This is a genomic window from Acidovorax sp. KNOB132, from assembly GCF_057541515.1.
Map to the genome: position 1 here is coordinate 1 of NZ_BAAJYT010000003.1, position 18,812 is coordinate 18,812.

An 18,812-nucleotide genomic window follows, 5' to 3' on the forward strand; every position below is an offset into this window, starting at 1 on the left:
CGCGCTCACAGGCCATGTGCCGCTGTCGGGCCGCACGGGCGCCGGGCTCGACCCCTGCGCGGCGCTGCAGTGCGTGGTCGAACTGGCCCCAGGGGCTTCGGTGGAGGTGGTGTCCCTGCTGGGGCAAGGCGACTCGCTGCAGGCCACGCAGGCGCTCATCGCCCGCTACCGCACCTGCGATCTCGACGCCGTGCTGGCGCAGGTGACCGCAGGCTGGCGGCAGACGCTGGGCGCGGTGCAGGTGCGCACGCCCGACCGGGCCATGGACATCCTGCTCAACGGCTGGCTGCTCTACCAGACCATCGCCTGCCGGCTCTGGGCCCGGGCGGCCTTCTACCAGGCCAGCGGCGCCTACGGATTCCGCGACCAGTTGCAGGACGGGATGGCGCTGCGCTTCACCCACCCGGAGCAGACCCGAGCGCACCTGCTGCGCGCCGCCGGCCGCCAGTTCCCGGAAGGCGACGTGCAGCACTGGTGGCTGCCGCACTCCGGCCAGGGCGTGCGCACCCGCATCTCGGACGACCGCGCCTGGCTGGCCTATGCGGCGGCGGAGTACGTCGCCACCTCGGGCGATCGCGCCGTGCTGGACGAAGCCGTGCCCTTCCTCGAAGGCCCCGCATTGCAGCCCGGCGAACACGATGCGTTCTTCCAGCCCATGCCGTCCGGGCAGTCGGCCTCGCTCTTCGAGCACTGTGCCCGCGCGCTGGACCAGTGCATGGCGCTCACGGGCCGGCAGGGGCTGCCGCTCATCGGCACCGGCGACTGGAACGACGGCATGAACCGCGTGGGCGCCGAAGGGCAAGGCGAGAGCGTGTGGCTGGGCTGGCTGCTGATCCGCACCGTCGCCCTCTTCGCGCCGCTGGCCGAAGGTCGGGACGACGCCCGGGCCGCGCTCTGGCGCGCGCACGCGGAATCGGTGCGCGCCGCCATCGAGGCGGTGGCATGGGACGGCGCCTGGTATCGCCGCGCCACTTTCGACGACGGCACCTGGCTGGGCTCGCAGGACAGCGGAGAGTGCCGCATCGACGCCATCGCCCAGGCCTGGGCCGTGCTGTCGGGGGCCGCCGACCCGGCAAGGGCCGCCCAGGCCATGGATTCGCTGGAGCGGCACCTGATCCGCCAGGACGACGGGCTCGCGCTGCTGCTGGCCCCCCCGTTCGACCAGATGCCGCGCGACCCGGGGTACATCAAGGGCTACCCGCCCGGCCTGCGCGAGAACGGCGGCCAGTACAGCCACGCCGCCATGTGGTCCATCCTCGCCTTCGCGCAGCAAGGCGATGGCGACCGGGCCGCCGCGCTGTTCCGGCTGGTGAACCCCATCCTGCACGCCAGCACGCCCGAGCAGGTCGCCCGCTACCGGGTCGAGCCCTACGTGGTCGCGGCCGACGTCTATGCCGTGCCCCCGCATGCCGGGCGCGGCGGCTGGACCTGGTACACCGGCTCGGCCGCCTGGATGTACCGCGCGGGCATCGAAGGCATCCTGGGGCTGCGCCGAGAAGGCACGGCGCTGCGGGTGCGGCCCTGCATTCCTGCGGACTGGCCGGGGTTCGAGGCGACGGTCACCATCGGCACCAGCCACTGCGCGATCCGCGTCGCCCGTGCCCCGGGTGCCGGCGGCCCGCCGCAGGCCTGGCTGGACGGTGTCTCCGTGCCCTGCGAAGACAGCGGCGTGCGCGTGCCGCTCGACGGTGGAGGGCATGATTTGCTGCTGACGCTCTGATCGCGGTGCGCCCCGTGCACCAAAGCCCGCCCATACTGTATTTAAATACAGACACTCAGTACACTCTGGCCCACCATGGATTTCGCTCTGTGGCACAGTCGGAGGGCACGCCTGCAGGCAACCCGCCCGGCACTGCGCAGTGAACGCCCCCCAACCCATGACCACCGCTTCTCCCCACGATCCGGAGCCCCCGCTTCCGCCCGACACCGCCCTGACGCAGGCGTCCGATCCCGCGTCCGCCGCGGCCCTGCAGCGCCGCGTCGAGTGCGCACCGGAATGGTTCTGCGCCTTCCTGGCGGGCAGCAACCGGGAGAAGAACCGCTTCCTCAAGGAACTGGCCACCATGAAGGGGTCGGTGACGTGGCTGGTGCAGCAGCGCCGCCAGGGGCTGTGGACGGCCGAGGAGCGCGACCGGCTGCGCAGCGTGATGCGCTCGGCCTCGTCGGTCAGCCCCTACCTGCTGGTGTGGGTGGTGCCCGGCTCCATGCTCATCCTGCCCTTCATGGCCTGGTTCATCGACTGGCGCCGCCGCGGGCGCGAGGTGGCGAAGGACCCCGCCTGAGCGTCATCCCGGCCTGGCATGGCGGGGCCCCGAGCCTGAACGCACGGGCCCACCGCCGGGCCTGATCAGCCGAAGCGCCCGGCCGCGAACGCCACCACCACGCCGGTGCCCACGAGCCCGGCCTGCCAGCGCAGCGCCACCGTCCACGACGGCACGTGGCGCTCCACCCGCCAGTACAGCAGGCGCCCCGCAGCCAGCGACAGGCCGAAGGCGGTGGCCATGCCCAGCAGGTTCATCGCGGCGGAGTCCGGCCAGGCCTGCTGGAACACGGCATTCACCAGCAGGCACACGGGAAAGTGCACGAGGAACACCGAGTACGACATGCGCCCCAGCCGCTCCAGGGGATGGGGCACGGCACTGGGTGCCCCGGCGGGCCAGCGCGCCGACAGCCAGGGCTGCCCCCAGCGCAGCCACAGCACCAGCACCAGCGCGGCCACCCAGGCCACCGCGATGCGTTCGCGGAACTCCACCGCCAACGCCACCACCCCCAGCGCGGCGATGGCCAGCAGCCCCGCCCGCGCACGGGGCGCGCGCACGGTCCAGCACGCCAGCATGCCCAGGCCATACGAGCCGAAGAAATAGCAGGCCCACATGTCCAGGCCCGGCTCGCGGTTGAGCCACAGCAGGGACAGCGCCGTGCCGGCCAGCACCAGCGCCTTGCCCAGGCGCTCCGCCTGGGGCCGGCTCACGCCCGGCCAGCGGCGCACGGCCGAGAACAGCAGCGCCGCCAGCGCGAAGAGCTGGAAGTCGATGCCCACGTACCAGACCCCGGCGGACAGCGCCTCCTCGCCCACGATGTCCTGGATCATCAGCGCGTTCGCCACCAGCTGGGTGGGGCTGGGCTCGCCCGGCACCGAGGGGTGATCCAGGAACGGCCGCACCGCGGCGGATGCCAGCACCGCCAGCACCAGGGCCACGGCGTAGGGCACGGCCAGCCGCACGAACCGCCGTCCGATCTGCTCGGAGGCGCTGTCGAAGCGCGCCGCGCCGGTGGGCGCCAGGCTGGCCGCGGCCAGGTAGCCGCCAAGGACCAGAAACACCTGCACGGCCATCCGCCCATGCTGGGACAGCCACGCCATCACCTGCGGCATCAGCGGCAGGGCCACATCGGACATGGGGCCGTAGAAAACCAGGTGGTGCGCGACGATGGTCGCGCAGGCCAGGCCCTTGACCGTGTCGATCAGGGAACTGCGGGAGGCGGAGGACATGCGGAAACCGGCGAGGGACGAACCATGGAACGGGCCGCGCGGCAAAGTGCCCGCGGGCCCGCAAAAAAGCGCTCCCGGCACTGCCATGCGGCAGCGCCGGGAGCGCGGGGGTCGAAAAGTATAGCGTCCCGGGCCGGGGCAGCCGGCCCGGCGGCGCGGCTCAGAGGACGGCCAGGCGGCCCCGCGCGGCCTGGTACTCGCGGCGCAGGCGGGCCACGAGGTCGGCCGCGCCGGTCACCTCGGTGATCGCGCCGATGCCCTGGCCGCAGCCCCAGATGTCCTTCCAGGCCTTCTTGGCGTCGCCGCCAAAATTCATCTTGCTTGGGTCGGACTCGGGCAGGTGGTCGGGGTCGAGCCCGGCCGCGCGCACCGAGGGCGCCAGGTAGTTGCCGTGCACGCCCGTGAACAGGTTGCTGTAGACGATGTCGTCGGAGTTGCCGTCCACGATGGCCTGCTTGTAGGCCTCCTGCGCCCGCGCTTCGTGCGTGGCGATGAAGGCCGAGCCGATGTAGGCGAAGTCGGCCCCCATGGCCTGCGCGGCCAGCACGGCGCCGCCCGAGGCGATCGCGCCGGACAGCGCCACGGGGCCGTCGAACCACTGGCGGATCTCCTGGATCAGCGCGAAGGGGCTCTTGACCCCCGCATGCCCGCCCGCGCCCGCGGCCACGGCAATGAGGCCGTCGGCGCCCTTCTCGATCGCCTTGTGCGCGAACTTGTTGTTGATGATGTCGTGCAGCACGATGCCGCCCCAGCCGTGCACGGCCTGGTTCACGTCCTCGCGCGCCCCCAGGCTGGTGATGACGATCGGCACCTTGTACTTGGCGCAGACCTGCATGTCGTGCTCCAGTCGGTCGTTGCTCTTGTGCACGATCTGGTTGATGGCGAACGGGGCCGAAGGCCGGTCGGGGTGCGCCTTGTCATGCGCCGCCAGCGCCTCGGTGATCTCGGCCAGCCAGTCGTCCAGCTGCTCGGCCGGGCGGGCGTTGAGCGCGGGCATCGAGCCCACGATGCCCGCCTTGCACTGCGCGATCACCAGCTGGGGGTTGCTGATGATGAACAGCGGCGAACCGATGACGGGCAGCGAGAGTTTCTGAAGCGCCGGTGGCAACTGGGACATGGACGGTCTCCGGGGTTGGTATTAATGACGAAAAAAGGCCCCAGCGCATATTGCTCTAGGGCATTCAGCTATCGATTCAATAGCAATCAAGGCAGCCAAAGCAGTGTCAGAACGCCTCGGGCGCCAGCGCGGTCACGCTGTCGGCACCTTCCACGATGGCATCGCGCAGGCCGCCGGCCTTGACCAGGATGTGGTCCGCGTAGAACTGCGCGGTGGCGATCTTGGCGCGCAGGAAGGCTTCGTCCTGTCCCTCCGGCAACAGCCGCTGCGCGGCCAGCAGCGCGCGGCCCATCTGCCAGCCCGCCACCAGGTTGCCGGCCAGCATCAGGTACGGCACGCTGCCCGCATAGGCGGCGTTGGGCTGGGCCTTGGCGCTGGCGGCGATGAAATCCACCACCTCCAGGAACGCCGCGCGGGCCTGGGACAGGCGCCGGGCCACGGCGCGGGCAGCGGGCGTGCCGCTGGCGTCGAGCTCGCCCTCGGTCGCCGCGATCTGCGCGGCGATGGCCTTGGCCGTCTGGCCGCCGTCGCGCGCCGTCTTGCGGCCCACGAGGTCGTTCGCCTGGATGGCGGTGGTGCCTTCGTAGATGGTGAGGATCTTCGCGTCGCGGTAGTGCTGCGCGGCGCCGGTCTCCTCGATGAAGCCCATGCCGCCGTGCACCTGCACGCCCAGGCTGGTGACCTCCAGGCTCATCTCGGTGCTGTAGCCCTTGACCAGCGGCACCATGAATTCGTAGAACGCCGTGTTCTGCCGGCGCGTCTCGGCATCGGGGTGGTGGTGCGAGGCGTCGTAGGCGGCCGCGGCCACGGTGGCCATGGCGCGGCAGCCTTCGGTGTAGGCGCGCATGGTCATGAGCATGCGGCGCACATCGGGGTGGTGGATGATGGTGGCGCTGGCCTTCACGCTGCCGTCCACGGGCCGGCTCTGCACGCGGTCCTTCGCGTAGGCCACGGCCTGCTGGTAGGCGCGCTCGGCCACCGCGATGCCCTGCACGCCCACGGCGTAGCGGGCCGCGTTCATCATGATGAACATGTATTCGAGGCCGCGGTTTTCCTCGCCCACCAGGTAGCCCACGGCGCCGCCGTGGTCGCCGAACTGCAGCACCGCGGTGGGCGATGCCTTGATGCCCAGCTTGTGCTCGATGGAAACGCAGTGCGCATCGTTGCGCTTGCCCAGGCTGCCATCGGCGTTGACCAGGAACTTGGGCACCACGAACAGGCTGATGCCCTTCACGCCCTCGGGCGCGCCCTGCACGCGCGCCAGCACGAGGTGCACGATGTTGGCGGCCATGTCGTGCTCGCCGTAGGTGATGAAGATCTTGGTGCCGAACACCTGGTAGGTGCCGTCGCCCTGCGGCTCGGCGCGCGTGCGCACCAGCGCCAGGTCCGAGCCGGCCTGCGGCTCGGTGAGGTTCATCGTGCCGGTCCACTCGCCGGTCACCAGCTTTTCGAGGTAGGTGGCCTTGAGGTCATCGCTGCCGGCCGTGAGCAGCGCCTCGATGGCGCCGTCGGTCAGCAGCGGGCACAGCGCGAAGCTCAGGTTGGCGCTGTTGCACATCTCGATGCAGGCCGCGCCGATGGTCTTGGGCAGGCCCTGGCCGCCGAAGTCGGCCGGGTGCTGCAGGCCCTGCCAGCCGCCCTCGGCGTACTGGCGAAAGGCCTCCTTGAACCCCGGCGTGGTCGTGACCACCCCGTCCTTCCAGGACGACGGGTTGCGGTCCCCCACCCCATTCAATGGCGCCACCACGCCCTCGTTGAAGCGGGCGCATTCCTGCAGCACCGCCTGGGCGGTATCGAGGCCGGCGTCCTCGAAGCCGGGCAGCCGGGCCACTTGCTCGATGTTCGCCAGGTGCTCGATCGCGAACAGCATGTCCTTGACGGGGGCGGTATAACTCATGGAAGAAGTCTCCGGGGGCGAAAAATGTCGGAAAAAAAGGCATCGCAAGCGATGCCTTCCGGGGAACGGGGCCGCGCGATCAGAGCGCCTTGACCAGTTCCGGCACGGCCGTGAACAGGTCGGCCTCCAGGCCGTAGTCGGCCACGCTGAAGATCGGCGCCTCCGGGTCCTTGTTGATCGCCACGATCACCTTGGAGTCCTTCATGCCCGCCAGATGCTGGATCGCGCCCGAGATGCCCGCCGCGATGTACAGCTGCGGCGCCACGATCTTGCCCGTCTGCCCCACCTGCAGGTCGTTGGGCGCGTAGCCCGCATCCACCGCCGCGCGGCTCGCGCCGATCGCCGCACCCAGCTTGTCGGCCAGGGGCGTCATCACTTCGTTGAACTTCTCGCTGCTGCCCAGCGCACGCCCGCCCGAGACGATGATCTTGGCGGCGGTGAGCTCGGGGCGGTCGCTCTTGGTGACCTCGCGGCCCACGAAGCTGCTCTTGCCCGAGTCGGCGGCGGCCTCCTGCTTCTCGACCGCGGCCGAGCCCCCCGTGGCGGCCGCGGCATCGAAGCCGGTGGTGCGCACGGTGATGACCTTGGTCGCATCGCTGCTTTGCACGGTGGCGATGGCGTTGCCGGCGTAGATGGGGCGCTCGAAGGTGTCGGGGCTGTCGACCTTCGTGATGTCGCTGATCTGCGCGACGTCGAGCTTGGCGGCCACGCGGGGGGCCACGTTCTTGCCGCCCGCGGTGGCGGGGAACAGGATGTGGCTGTATTGGCCAGCGATGGCCAGCACCTGGGCGGCGACGTTCTCGGCCAGGCCGTCCTTGAGGCTCGCGCCATCGGCCAGGATGACCTTGCTGACGCCGGCGATCTGCGCGGCGGCCTGGGCGGCGGCATCGGCGCCGCTGCCCGCCACCAGCACGTGCACGTCGCCACCGCAGGCCACGGCGGCCGTCACGGTGTTCAGGGTGGAGGGCTTGATGCTGGCGTTGTCGTGTTCGGCAATTACGAGGGCTGTCATGTTCAGATCACCTTTGCTTCGTTCTTGAGCTTGTCCACCAGGGCGGCCACGTCGGGCACCTTGATGCCGGCGCCGCGCTTCGGGGGTTCGGAGACCTTCAGGGTCTTCAGGCGGGGCTTCACGTCCACACCGAGGTCTTCGGGCTTGACGGTGTCGAGCTGCTTTTTCTTGGCCTTCATGATGTTGGGCAAGGTGACGTAGCGCGGCTCGTTCAGGCGCAGGTCGGTGGTGACCACGGCCGGCAGCGTGAGGGAGATGGTCTCCAGCCCGCCATCGACTTCACGCGTGACGTTGACCTTGTCGCCGCTCACTTCCACCTTGGAGGCGAAGGTGGCCTGGGGCAGGTCGGCGAGCGCGGCGAGCATCTGCCCGGTCTGGTTGGCATCGTCGTCGATGGCCTGCTTGCCCAGGATGATGAGCTGGGGCTGCTCCTTGTCCACCAGCGCCTTCAGGATCTTGGCCACGGCCAGGGGCTGCAGCTCTTCGGTGGTCTCCACCAGGATGGCACGGTCGGCACCGATGGCCATCGCGGTGCGCAGCGTTTCCTGGCACTGCGCGACGCCACAGGAGACGGCGATGACTTCGGTCACCACGCCCTTTTCCTTCAGGCGCACGGCCTCCTCGACGGCGATCTCGTCAAAGGGGTTCATGCTCATCTTCACGTTCGCGATGTCCACACCCGTGTTGTCCGACTTCACCCGGACCTTCACGTTGTAGTCCACCACGCGCTTGACAGGGACCAGAATTTTCATGGCAGTGTTCTTTCCTGTGTTTAAAGGATGGGTTGAAGGAGTGCTCGGCGGACCACTCCAGCCACGCGCTCGCTGACGGGTGCTTGGACTTCACCCATGAGGCGGACGATGGATTGCTGCACGGATCACTCCGACGCAATGCCTTTGTCTCGGATCAGTTGGCCCCATTTGGCATAGTCTTGCTGAACATGCTTACCCATCTGCGCGGGGTCTTCGAAACGCGCGATGGCGCCAGCGTGCAGCAGCTTCTCTTGCGTTTCTTTTTCAGCCAGGATCTGCTTGACCTCGTTCGCCACCCGGTCCACCACCAGTTTCGGCGTACCGGGTGGTGCAAGCAGTCCGCCCCAGGACACGGCGTCGTAACCCTTGAAGCCTTGCTCGGCGATGGTTGCCACATCCGGCAGCATGCTGACGCGCTGGGGTGAGCCCACGGCGATGGCCCGCAGCTTGCCGGCCTGGATATGCGGAAGTGCAGCGACCAGGTCGGCATACATGATGGGCACCTGGCCGCCGATGGTGTCGGTGATGGCAGGAACGCCGCCCTTGTAGGGCACATGCTGCATGTCGAAATGGCCCATCTGCTTGAGCAACTCCATGCTGAGATGGCCAAAGCTGCCGGTCCCGGAACTGGTGTAGTTGAGCGGCGTCTTCTGCGCCTTGGCGTGGGCAATGAGCGTGCGCAGGTCGGTCACGTCCGGCAACTGCGCCGGGTTGACCACCACCACGATGGGCAGGTCATAGACCGTGGCGACGGGGGTGAAATCCTTCACCGTGTCGTAACTCAGCTTCTTGTAGAGATGCGGGGCCAGCAAGGTCGGAGTGGCCAGCATCATGAAGGTGTAGCCATCCGGGTCGGCCTTGGCCACCTGGGAGGCGGCGATGGAGCCCGAGGCACCCGGACGGTTGTCCACCACTACGGACTGCTTCAACCGGTCGGCCAGCTTCTGCCCGACGATGCGCGAAGCCGTGTCCGTGGGCCCCCCTGCCGGAAAAGGCACCACCAGCTTGATCATCTTGGTCGGCCAGACGGCCGCCGCTTGCTGCGCGCTGGCGCTCCCGAAAAGCCAGGGGGCGGCGGCCAGCGCCAGAAGGGTGTTCCGGCGCGTGCAGGCAAGAAACGTTTTGTGAGGCAAAGGCATGGTGTTTCCCGTCAATCCATCGGTCAGTCATTGCAGGGGCCGCCACTGACTCGTTGCTGAGCTGCGGCCGCCAGGTTTCAGTCGAGCTTGGCGCCAGCTTCGTCGACCAAAGCCTTCCAGACAGGCATATCGCGCTGGTAGTTCTCGCGAAAGGCTTCCGGGCTGTTCATCAGGGGCATGAAGCCGGCCCCAACGGTGCGCTCCAGCACCTTCGGGTCCTTGGCGATCTCGCGCAGGTGGCCGTAGAGCTGGTCCACGATCTCCTTGGGCAGTCCGGCAGGAGCACCCATGGCCACCCAGCCGAAGATGGCATACGCATCGTCCGGCACCCCTTGCTCGTAGATGGAGGGCAGCGTGGGCAGAATGTCCATGCGCTGCTTGCCCGTCACGCCGATGGCCTTCAGGCGGCCCGCATCGATGAAGGGCTTGGTGTTCAGCGCACTGGAGAAGCACAGCTGCAGCTGGCCGCCGATCAGCTCCTGGATCATGGGTGCCTCGCCCTTGTAAGCCACGTGGGTCATGTCGGCGTCCATCGTCTTGCTCATGTAGGCCCCGGCCAGGTGCGCGTAGGAACCCACGCCCCAGGAACCGTACGAGAGCTTGCCCTTGTGGGCCTTCACGTAGGCCAGCAACTCTTTCATATTGCTCGCGGGCACCGACGGGTGCACCACCAGCGTGACGGGCGCTGCCGCGATCTGGGTGATGGGCGTGATGTCCTTCTGCGGGTCGTAGGGCAGCTTGGTGTACAGAAACTGGTTGATCAGCATCGATGTGCTGAGCGATACCAGCAGGGTGTGCCCGTCGGATGCGGCCTTGGCGACTGCGTCGGTACCCAGGATGCCGGCGGCACCACCCCGGTTGTCCACCACCACGGGCTGGCCCACGCGTTTTGCTAGCGCTTCGCCCACCGTGCGGGCGATGATGTCCGTCGCCCCCCCGGCGTTGAACGGCACGATCAGCCGGATGGGCTTGGTCGGCCAGGCTGCTTTGGCGGTTTGCGCTGCGGCCTGGCCAAGCAGGCTGGTGCCCCCCAGCGCCGCCAGCCCCTGAAGCAGGTTGCGGCGGTTGTATTGGATTCCCATAGCGTTGTCTCCTGGATCAGTGCGATCGTCGTCAAGGGATGAAAACGGCCCCATGCACCATCTGATGCGGTGTTTTCGCAAGGGACCGGGCGGTGAAATGGAAGGCCTTCAGGCCGGTGGCGAATCGTCCGGCAAGGTCAGCACGCCGCGCTGCTGCAGTTGCTGCAGTTCGGCGTCGCTCATCGACAGCAGGCGGTGCAGCACCTCGCGTGTGCCCTCGCCCAGCGTGGGCGGCGCGCTGCGGATGGGCAGGCGCCGGCCGTCCATGCGGTAAGGAGGTGCAAAGACGGGCGTGGTTCCGACCACGGGGTGCGGCATGTCGCGCAGCAGGCCGCTGCGGCGAGTTCTCTCGCTGGTCAGCGCCTCATGCAACCCCGCCACACGGCCGCAGGGAATGCCGGCGGCCGTGAGGCGCTCCAGCAGCAGATCGCGCGGGAAGGCATGGATCAGTGCCTTCAACAAGGGGCCCAGTTCAACGCGGTTCCTGGCCCGGTTCACGTTGGTGGAAAAGCGCGGGTCTTCCACGATGTCGGGCCGCTCGATGACCTGGCGGCAGAACTTGTCGAACTGCGCGTTGTTGCCTACGGCGATGATCAACGGACCATCGGCCGCGTCGTACATGCCGTAGGGAACGATGGATGGGTGCGCATTGCCGTAGCGCTCCGGATCGCGGCCCAGCTGCATGGCGTCGAGGCCGTAGTAGCCTGTGACCATGATGCCGCAGTCGTACAAAGCCATTTCGATGAGCCGGCCGTGCCCAGTGCGCTCCCGGCGAAACAGCGCCGCCAACACGGCCTGCGCGGCGTACATGCCGGTCATCAGGTCCACCACGGCCACGCCGAATTTCAGCGGTGGCTGCGTGGCCTCGCCGTTGAGCGCCATCAGGCCCGTCTCGCCCTGGATCACCAAGTCGTAGCCAGGGCGTTTGGCCTCCGGGCCGCTGCTGTCGTAGCCAGCCACTGCGCAATAGATCAGGCCAGGCCGCAGCGCCTTCAACTGCTCGTAGCCCAGGCCCAGCTTCTCGGCCCCACCGGTCTTGAAATTGTGGATGACGACATCGAACTGCGGCAGTAGGTCACGGATGATCTGCAGGCCCTCGGGGCTTTGCAGATCCATCGTAATGGACCGTTTGTTGCGGTTCATGCTGTTGTAGTAAGTGGTCTCGGTCTTGCCGATGCGCAAGCCCCAGTCGCGCGTGTCATCGCCGCGGCCCGGGTGCTCGACCTTGATGACCTCGGCGCCGAAATCGGCCAGCACCTGGCCGCACAGCGGCCCGGCGAACACGCGCGACAGATCGAGCACGCGCACGCCTTCCAGCGGAAAATCGATGTCCTGTGACGGGTCTGGGGCGGTCATGGTGTTGTCTCCTGTGTTGGTCGTAGTGGGCATGCGCGCGTCAGTCCGCACCGCGCAGCGGTGCAAAGTCCGGCGTGCGCTTTTCCAGGAACGCGCCGATGCCTTCGCGCGACTCTTCGGTGGCTTGCGACATCACCATGAAGCGGGCTTCACTTTCCAGCTGTTCCTCCAGCGACGCATGGGGCGCAGTACGGCACAAGGCCTTGATGCGTGCCATCGCCCGTTGCGGACCGTCCGCCACGCTGGTGGCCAGTGCCACAGCACCTGCCAGAGCCTTGCCCGGTTCGACCAGGCGGTTGACCGCACCCAGGGCATGCAGGCGTTCGCCCGACAGACGCTCGCCCGTCAGGCACAACTCGGTCAGCACCTGACGGGAAACGAACTCGGCCAGGAACGCCGTCGCACCGCCGTCGGGAGTGAGGCCGACCTTCACATAGGCCACGGAGAACACGGCATCGCGCGCCGCCACCAGCATGTCGCACGCCAGGGCGAGGGACAGGCCAGCACCCGCGGCGGCGCCCTCCACTGCAGCGATCACGGGCTTCTCGCAGTCGCGCACGGCGCGGATGAGGTCGTGCAGGCCTTCGAGCTTCTCGCGTCGCTGTTCGACGCTCAACTCACGCCGTTTGGCCAACTGCCTCAGGTCGCCACCCGCACAGAAATGGCCGCCCTCTCCTGTGAGCACGACAGCGCCCACCGAAGGATCGGCCTGCGCCTCGACCAAGGCCTGCGTCAGTGCGGCGTAGAACGCGGGGGACAGCGCATTGCGCGCAGCCGTGTTGTTGTTGCTCAGCACCAGCACGGCGCCATCGCGCCGCTGCAGCAAAGGCGGGGTGGTCTCTGTCATGGCCGTCCTTTCGAGGAATCAGCGGATGCCGCGCCCAGAGCGATGAATCGGGCCAGGTGGTGGTCTTCGTCGCCGAACTGATGGTCGATCAGCACCAGGCGCTTGGCGTAGTGCGACAGGGGCAACTCCCAGGTCATGCCGATACCGCCGTGCAGTTGGATGCTTTCCTCCGCGACCAGCGCGCCCACATAGCCTGCGGTGTACTTGGCAGCCGACAAAGTGCGTTCGCGCGCCCCGCCCCGCGCGTTGTCGATGGCGTCGGCCGCGTTGATGACGGCCGAACGCATCTGCTCTACCTCCAGCAACAGGTCGGCCATGCGGTGCTGCAGGGCCTGGAAGGTGCCGATGGCCACGCCGAACTGCTTGCGCGTCTGCAGGTACTCCAGAGTGCTCTGCTTGGCCACATCCATGGCACCCAGGGCTTCGGCCGCCAGTGCCAGCAGCGCATAGCCCTGCACGAGCTCTAGCAGCGCGTAGCCCTCCCCTTCCTGGCCCACTAGCGCTTCGGAGCCAAGCTGCACATCGGTGAACGTCAGTTCAGCCGCACGGCCGCCGTCAATCCGGCTGTAGCCGCGTTTGGCGATGCCAGCCGCACTGCCATCTACCAGGAACAGACTGATGCCGGCGGTGTCGAACGGGCTGCCCGCCGTGCGTGTGGAAACCAGCAGCAGATCGGCCTTTCCACCAAATGCCACCACCGACTTGGCACCGTTCAGCACCCAGCCCTGGGCGGTCTTGGCAGCTGTCGCCGAGACATTGGAAAGCTCGTAGTGGCTGCCGGGTTCGTCGTGGGCCAAAGCAGCGACCACGCCACCGGCGGCAATGTCTTGCACCCTGGCTTTCTGCGCCTCGGTGCCCGCCGCGATCAGCGCCTGGCCCACGACCAGGGCCCCCAGCAGGGGCTCAGCCACCAAGCCTCTGCCCAGGGCTTCGAACACCACGCTGATGTCGAAACCTCCGCCGCCAAATCCTCCTGCGGCTTCGGGAAACAAAGCACCGATGGCGCCCAGCTCTGCGAACTGGGCATAAAGGGCGGGGCTGTGGCCCTCGTCGCCATAGGCGAGCTGGTTGCGGCGCTCCATGCCGTACTGCTCGGCGATGAAGCGGTTCAGGCTGTCCGCCAGCATGCGGCGGTCTTCGGTGTGTACGAAGTTCATAGGAAACTCTTTCTCAATCCATGGGGCCCGAAAGCGGCCACCGCGCAGGTCGTCTCCTCGCAAGGGGCAGGCGCTAAACGACTCAAGGGGTCTTGCATGGCTACAGGCCGAGAATCATCTTGGAGATGATGTTCTTCTGGATTTCATTGGAGCCGCCGAAGATCGACAGCTTGCGGTAGTTGAAGTAGTTGGCGGCGGCCGTTGCAGCCTCCTGCGGGCCCACCGGCGCTTGCGTGTAGCCCTCGTACTGCGCTTCCTCGATGAAAGGGGCGGCATAAGGGCCCATGGCGCGGCGGATCAGCGAGAGGATCTCCTGGCGGATCTCGGTGCCGCGGATCTTGAGCATGGAGCTTTCCGCGCCCGGCACCCCGCCGCCGGCCACGGCGGCAATCACACGCAGGTTGGTGGTCTTCATGTTCTCCAGGTCGATCTCGACGCGGGCCATGCGCGCGGCGAACAGCGGGTCCTGGTCGATGGGCCTACCGTTCTTTTGCACCTTGGCAGCGATGATCTTGAGCTTGGCCAGGACCGAGATGCAAAAACCCACGCCCGCGATGCCCGTGCGCTCATAGGTCAACAGGTACTTGGCATAGGTCCAACCCTTGTTCTCCTCGCCTACCAGGTTATCCACGGGCACCTTCACGTCGGTGAAGAAGACTTCGTTGACCTCGTGATCGCCGTCCAGTGTGCGGATAGGGCGCAACTCCACGCCGGGACTGTTCATGTCCACCAGCAGGAAGCTGATGCCGGCCTGGGCCTTGGCTTCGCGTTGGGTGCGCACCAGGCAGAAGATCATGTTGGCGTGCTGGCCCTGGGTGGTCCAGGTCTTCTGGCCGTTGACGACGTAATGGTCGCCCTGCCGCACCGCCATGGTCTTGACCGAGGCCAGGTCCGAGCCCGCGCCGGGCTCGGAATAGCCCTGGCACCACCAGTCGGCGCCGCTCAGGATGCGCGGCAGCCAGTAACGCTTCTGCGCTTCATTGCCGTACTTGATGAGTACCGGGCCCAGCATGCTCACGCCGAACGGCACGATGCGCGGGCCACCGGCCAGTGCGCATTCGGTATCGAAGATGAACTTCTCGACCGCGCTCCAGCCCGGGCCGCCGTGCTCCTGCGGCCAGTGGTTGGCCAGCCAGCCGCGCGCGTTCAGGATGGCGTGCCACTCCTCCTGGTCGGCCTTGGTCAGTCGCTGTCCGGCCTTGACCTTGGTAGCGATGCGCACCGGCAACTCGGCCTTCAGGAAGGCTTGCACTTCGGTGCGGAAGGCTTCTTCCTGCGGTGTGAATTGGAGATCCATTTGCTATTTCCTCAGTCGTCCCTGGAACCAAGCGCCTTTCGCCCCTGCCGGGGAGACGGCGCACAGCGATTCAGGGGCATCAATACATCTCGAACAGGCCGGCCGCTCCCATGCCGCCAGCGATGCACATGGTCACCACGCCGTACTTCGCCTTGCGGCGCCGGCCTTCGAGCAGGATATGGCCGGCCAGGCGCGCGCCCGTCATACCGAAAGGATGGCCGATGGAGATGGCTCCCCCATTGACATTCAGGCGTTCCATGGGAATGCCCAGTTGCCGCTGGCAGTACAGGGCCTGCGAGGCGAAGGCTTCGTTCAGTTCCCACAGCCCGATGTCATCCACCGTGAGCCCATGGCGCTTCAGGAGCTTCGGCACTGCGAACACCGGGCCGATGCCCATCTCGTCCGGTTCGCAGCCCGCCACGGCCATGCCGCGAAAGGCGCCCAGGGTCTGCAGACCCAGGCGTTCGGCCTGCCTGGCTTCCATCAGCACGCAAGCGCTGGATCCATCGGACAGCTGCGAGGCATTGCCGGCTGTCACGAAGTGGCCCTCGCCTCTGACGGGTTCAAGTTTGGCCAGCCCCTCCAGCGTGGTGCCGGGGCGGTTGCAATTGTCCCGGGTGGCGATCACGTCGCAGTAGGTGACCTCCCCGGAGTCTTTGTTCTTCTCGGCCATGCGTGCGGCGCAGGCGATGATTTCCTCGGCGAACACGCCCTTGTCTTGCGCGGCGGCGGTGCGTTGCTGGCTCTGCAGCGAGAAGGCGTCCTGGTCTTCGCGCGTGATGCCATAGCGCTGGGCCACCACGTCGGCCGTGTCGATCATGGCCATGAACAGCTCGGGCTTGCGCTCCACGAGCCAGGGGTCCAGGTCGGCCGGGGTGCCCAGGGGGCGCGCGCCCGAGATGCTTTCCACCCCACCCGCGATCATGGCATCCACGCCTTCAGCCACGATACGGCCGGCAGCGATGGCAAGCGCCTGCAGACCTGAAGCGCAGAAACGCGTGACCGTGGTGCCAGCGATGGACAGCGGCAGCTTGGCCCGCAACACCGTTTGGCGGCCCAGATTCTTGCCCTGCATGCCCTCGGGATTGCCGCAACCCAGGATGAGGTCCTCAATCATCCCCGGGTCGATACCCGCGCGCTCCACGGCGGCCTTGACCGAATACGCCGCCAACTGGGGCGCAGGGGTGGCGTTGAACTCGCCGCGGTGGGACTTGGCCAGGGGCGTGCGGGCGGTGGAAACGATGACGGCTTCGCGCATGTTTGTCTCTTGTCTCGGTGGGTGGTTTACTGCGTTTTCAGTAGCGGCTTGCGCTGGCGCCACGGACGATTCAGCGCCAAAGGCATCTGAATCTGCCGACAGTCCAACAGCAAACGCTCTCAGTTTTGATTTCGACCGACAGCGCCCGTCTCAGGCCTTTGCCGCAGCTTGGTTCAGGCTGTCGAAGTTCCGGCCTTCGGCCACCAGCTTTTCCAGCAATGGCGCAGGCTGCCAGAACAGCGGGTCCTCCTTCGCGAACTCGCGGATGTCTGCCAGGATGGCGTCCAACCCCACCATGTCGGCGTACTTCATCGGTCCGCCGCGAAAACGCGGGAACCCGTAGCCCGACAGGAAGGTCACGTCCACATCCAGCGGGCGCAGCGCGATGCCCTCGTCCACGACCTTGGCGCCTTCGTTGACCATCGCGGCCATGTAGCGGCGAACGATCTCTTCCGGGGTGAAGCTGCGCGGCGTGATGCCTTTCCTGGCGCGCTCGGCATCGACGATGGCCAGCACCTCGGAGTCGGGCTGGCCGCGCGGGAGCTGTGGGTACACATAAAAGCCCCGGCCTGTCTTCTGACCGAACCAGCCGCGCTCGCAAATGCGGTCGGCGATCTCCACATAGCGGGCCTTCGGGTCGCGCGTAGCAGCGCGGCGCTTGCGCGTCGCCCAGCCGATGTCGCCACCCGCCAGGTCGGTCACCTGGAAAGGGCCCATGGGGTAGCCGAAGCCGCGCAACGCAGCGTCGATCTCATAGGGCGAAGCGCCGTCTTCCATCAGGAAGTCGGCGGCCTGCTTGTACACCGCCAAGATGCGGTTGCCGATGAAGCCATCGCACACGCCAGCGCGCACCGGAGTCTTCTTCATGCGCTTGGCCAATTCGAAGGCCGTCGTCACCACGTCGGGGGCGACCCGGGCCGGCACCACGATTTCCAGCAGCTTCATGATGTTGGCCGGGCTGAAGAAGTGCAGACCGATCACATCCTGCGGGCGCGAGGTGGCCGCCGCAATGGCATCGATGTCGAGGTACGAGGTATTGGTGGCCAGCACCGCACCGGGCTTGCAGAAACGGTCCAGCTCTTTGAACACGGCCTTCTTGACCTCGATGTCCTCGAACACGGCCTCGATCACCAGGTCCACCGCCTGGATGTCTTCATAGCGGGTGGTCGGCACGTAGCGTGCCAGGATGGAAGCCTTGGCCTCATCACTCATGCGGCCCTTGGCGATCAGGCCGTCATAGACTTTTTCTACATTGGCCTGGCCCCGCGCGATGGCCTCGGCATCACGCTCCAACATCACCACCGAGAATCCGGCATCGAGTGCAGACACCGCAATGCCCGCGCCCATGGTGCCGCCCCCGATGACGGCGATCCGATCGACAGTGCGCGGCGCTGCGGCCCGGGCCTCGGGAATCTTGGCAGTCTCGCGCTCGGCAAAAAAACGCATGAATGAGGCCAGCGCGCTGCGGGCTGTTCAGGCACTCCACGAACAGCGCGCGCTCCTCGGCCAGTCCCTCGTCGAACGGCAAGTCGACTGCGACGCGCACGCATTCGACGATCTTCGAGGGTGAAAACAAGCCTCGGCTCTTTTTGGCCGTGTCGATTGCCAACGCGTCCAGATCGGCCAGCGCCGCAGCCGCGTCCGGAATGGGCAGGTCGCGCGTGCGGCGCACCGGAGCGTTCTGGGCCAGCAAGGCGTTGGCAAAGGCCAAGCCTGCAGCCGTGGCATCGGAGCCCTCCACGCACTGGTCCAACAGGCCTGCGGCCAGCGCAGCCCGTGCCGACATGGGCTTGCCGCTCAGCATCAGTTCGGCTGCGGCCTTGGCACCCATCAGGCGCGGCGCACGCTGCGTGCCTCCAGCGCCTGGCAGAAGGCCCAGGTTCACTTCGGGCAGGCCCAATTGCGCACCACCGGCAGCGTTGTGCAAGCCCAGGCGGTAATGGGCCGCCAGCGCCACCTCCAGCCCTCCGCCCAGCGCAGCACCATGGATGGCAGCGACGACCGGCTTGGTGCACGCCTCGATCCGTGCACAGACTTCAGGCAGCGACGGCAGCACGGCAGGCTGGCCGAATTCACGGATATCGGCACCAGCGATGAACGCCTTGCCCTCGCCCACGATCAGCACGGCCTTCACCGCTGCGCTGGCTTCGGCCTGCGCCACCGCAGCCAACAGGCCCTGGCGCACGGCAGCGCCCAAGGCATTGACAGGCGGATTGTGGATGCCGACCACCAGCACATCGCCTTGTCGGCGGGTTTGAACGATGGAAGCCGCTGCCTCACGGGTCATGCGTTTGTCTCCTTTGTTGTGGATCTGGAACGTCCAGCATCCATTCTTACGGCGACAATGATTTCTAACAATCCCATGAATCATTGACAGACTGTCAAATGGTTTAAACCAATACGCTTGA

General features: G+C 67.2%; 14 protein-coding genes and 1 pseudogene. 2 read left to right on the top strand and 13 right to left on the bottom strand.

Annotated elements, in window-relative coordinates; translation table 11 throughout:
• On the top strand, positions 1–1,720 hold a 1,720-nt coding region (locus tag AC27IO_RS00900), incomplete at its 5' end, for a glycoside hydrolase family 94 protein (protein ID WP_498736759.1).
• 157 nt (positions 1,721–1,877) lie between these two features.
• Entirely contained in the window at positions 1,878–2,282 is a 405-nt protein-coding gene (locus tag AC27IO_RS00905; RefSeq protein ID WP_284431424.1) for a hypothetical protein, read from the top strand.
• 65 nt (positions 2,283–2,347) lie between these two features.
• On the opposite strand, the gene AC27IO_RS00910 is transcribed toward AC27IO_RS00905, so the two are convergent.
• From AC27IO_RS00910 to AC27IO_RS00970, 13 genes and pseudogenes are all read right to left on the bottom strand, one after another.
• Positions 2,348–3,490: an acyltransferase family protein gene (locus AC27IO_RS00910; RefSeq protein WP_317355925.1), complete on the bottom strand. Its 1,143-nt coding sequence runs from the start codon at positions 3,488–3,490 to the stop codon at positions 2,348–2,350.
• 160 nt (positions 3,491–3,650) lie between these two features.
• Entirely contained in the window at positions 3,651–4,607 is a 957-nt protein-coding gene (locus AC27IO_RS00915) for an NAD(P)H-dependent flavin oxidoreductase (protein WP_284399013.1), read from the bottom strand.
• 106 nt (positions 4,608–4,713) lie between these two features.
• Positions 4,714–6,504, bottom strand: a complete 1,791-nt coding sequence (locus tag AC27IO_RS00920; protein ID WP_498736763.1) for an acyl-CoA dehydrogenase — start codon at positions 6,502–6,504, stop codon at positions 4,714–4,716.
• 79 nt (positions 6,505–6,583) lie between these two features.
• The gene (locus AC27IO_RS00925) at positions 6,584–7,516 is read right to left on the bottom strand and encodes an electron transfer flavoprotein subunit alpha/FixB family protein (protein ID WP_498736765.1); all 933 of its coding nucleotides are present in this window, start codon (positions 7,514–7,516) and stop codon (positions 6,584–6,586) included.
• 2 nt (positions 7,517–7,518) lie between these two features.
• Positions 7,519–8,268, bottom strand: a complete 750-nt coding sequence (locus tag AC27IO_RS00930; protein WP_284404994.1) for an electron transfer flavoprotein subunit beta/FixA family protein — start codon at positions 8,266–8,268, stop codon at positions 7,519–7,521.
• A gap of 125 nt (positions 8,269–8,393) precedes the next feature.
• A complete protein-coding gene (locus tag AC27IO_RS00935; RefSeq protein ID WP_284429799.1) occupies positions 8,394–9,407 on the bottom strand; it encodes a tripartite tricarboxylate transporter substrate binding protein in 1,014 nt (337 codons plus the stop codon).
• 77 nt (positions 9,408–9,484) lie between these two features.
• A complete protein-coding gene (locus AC27IO_RS00940; protein WP_317352939.1) occupies positions 9,485–10,489 on the bottom strand; it encodes a Bug family tripartite tricarboxylate transporter substrate binding protein in 1,005 nt (334 codons plus the stop codon).
• A gap of 108 nt (positions 10,490–10,597) precedes the next feature.
• On the bottom strand, positions 10,598–11,845 hold the full coding sequence (locus tag AC27IO_RS00945) for a CaiB/BaiF CoA transferase family protein (RefSeq protein WP_498736768.1): 1,248 nt from the start codon (positions 11,843–11,845) through the stop codon (positions 10,598–10,600).
• Positions 11,846–11,885: 40 nt separating this feature from the next.
• On the bottom strand, positions 11,886–12,692 hold the full coding sequence (locus AC27IO_RS00950) for an oxepin-CoA hydrolase, alternative type (RefSeq protein ID WP_498736770.1): 807 nt from the start codon (positions 12,690–12,692) through the stop codon (positions 11,886–11,888).
• The gene (locus tag AC27IO_RS00955) at positions 12,689–13,849 is read right to left on the bottom strand and encodes an acyl-CoA dehydrogenase family protein (RefSeq protein ID WP_498736772.1); all 1,161 of its coding nucleotides are present in this window, start codon (positions 13,847–13,849) and stop codon (positions 12,689–12,691) included. Before AC27IO_RS00955 ends, AC27IO_RS00950 begins: the two co-directional genes overlap by 4 nt.
• A gap of 100 nt (positions 13,850–13,949) precedes the next feature.
• Positions 13,950–15,146 carry an acyl-CoA dehydrogenase family protein gene (locus tag AC27IO_RS00960; RefSeq protein ID WP_498736774.1) on the bottom strand — a complete coding sequence of 399 codons (1,197 nt, stop codon included), beginning with the start codon at positions 15,144–15,146 and terminating at the stop codon, positions 13,950–13,952.
• Between the two features lie 79 nt (positions 15,147–15,225).
• Positions 15,226–16,404 carry an acetyl-CoA C-acyltransferase gene (locus AC27IO_RS00965; RefSeq protein ID WP_498736776.1) on the bottom strand — a complete coding sequence of 393 codons (1,179 nt, stop codon included), beginning with the start codon at positions 16,402–16,404 and terminating at the stop codon, positions 15,226–15,228.
• Positions 16,405–16,554: 150 nt separating this feature from the next.
• A pseudogene (locus AC27IO_RS00970) lies at positions 16,555–18,691 on the bottom strand (3-hydroxyacyl-CoA dehydrogenase NAD-binding domain-containing protein).
• Between the last annotated feature and the right edge of the window lie 121 nt (positions 18,692–18,812).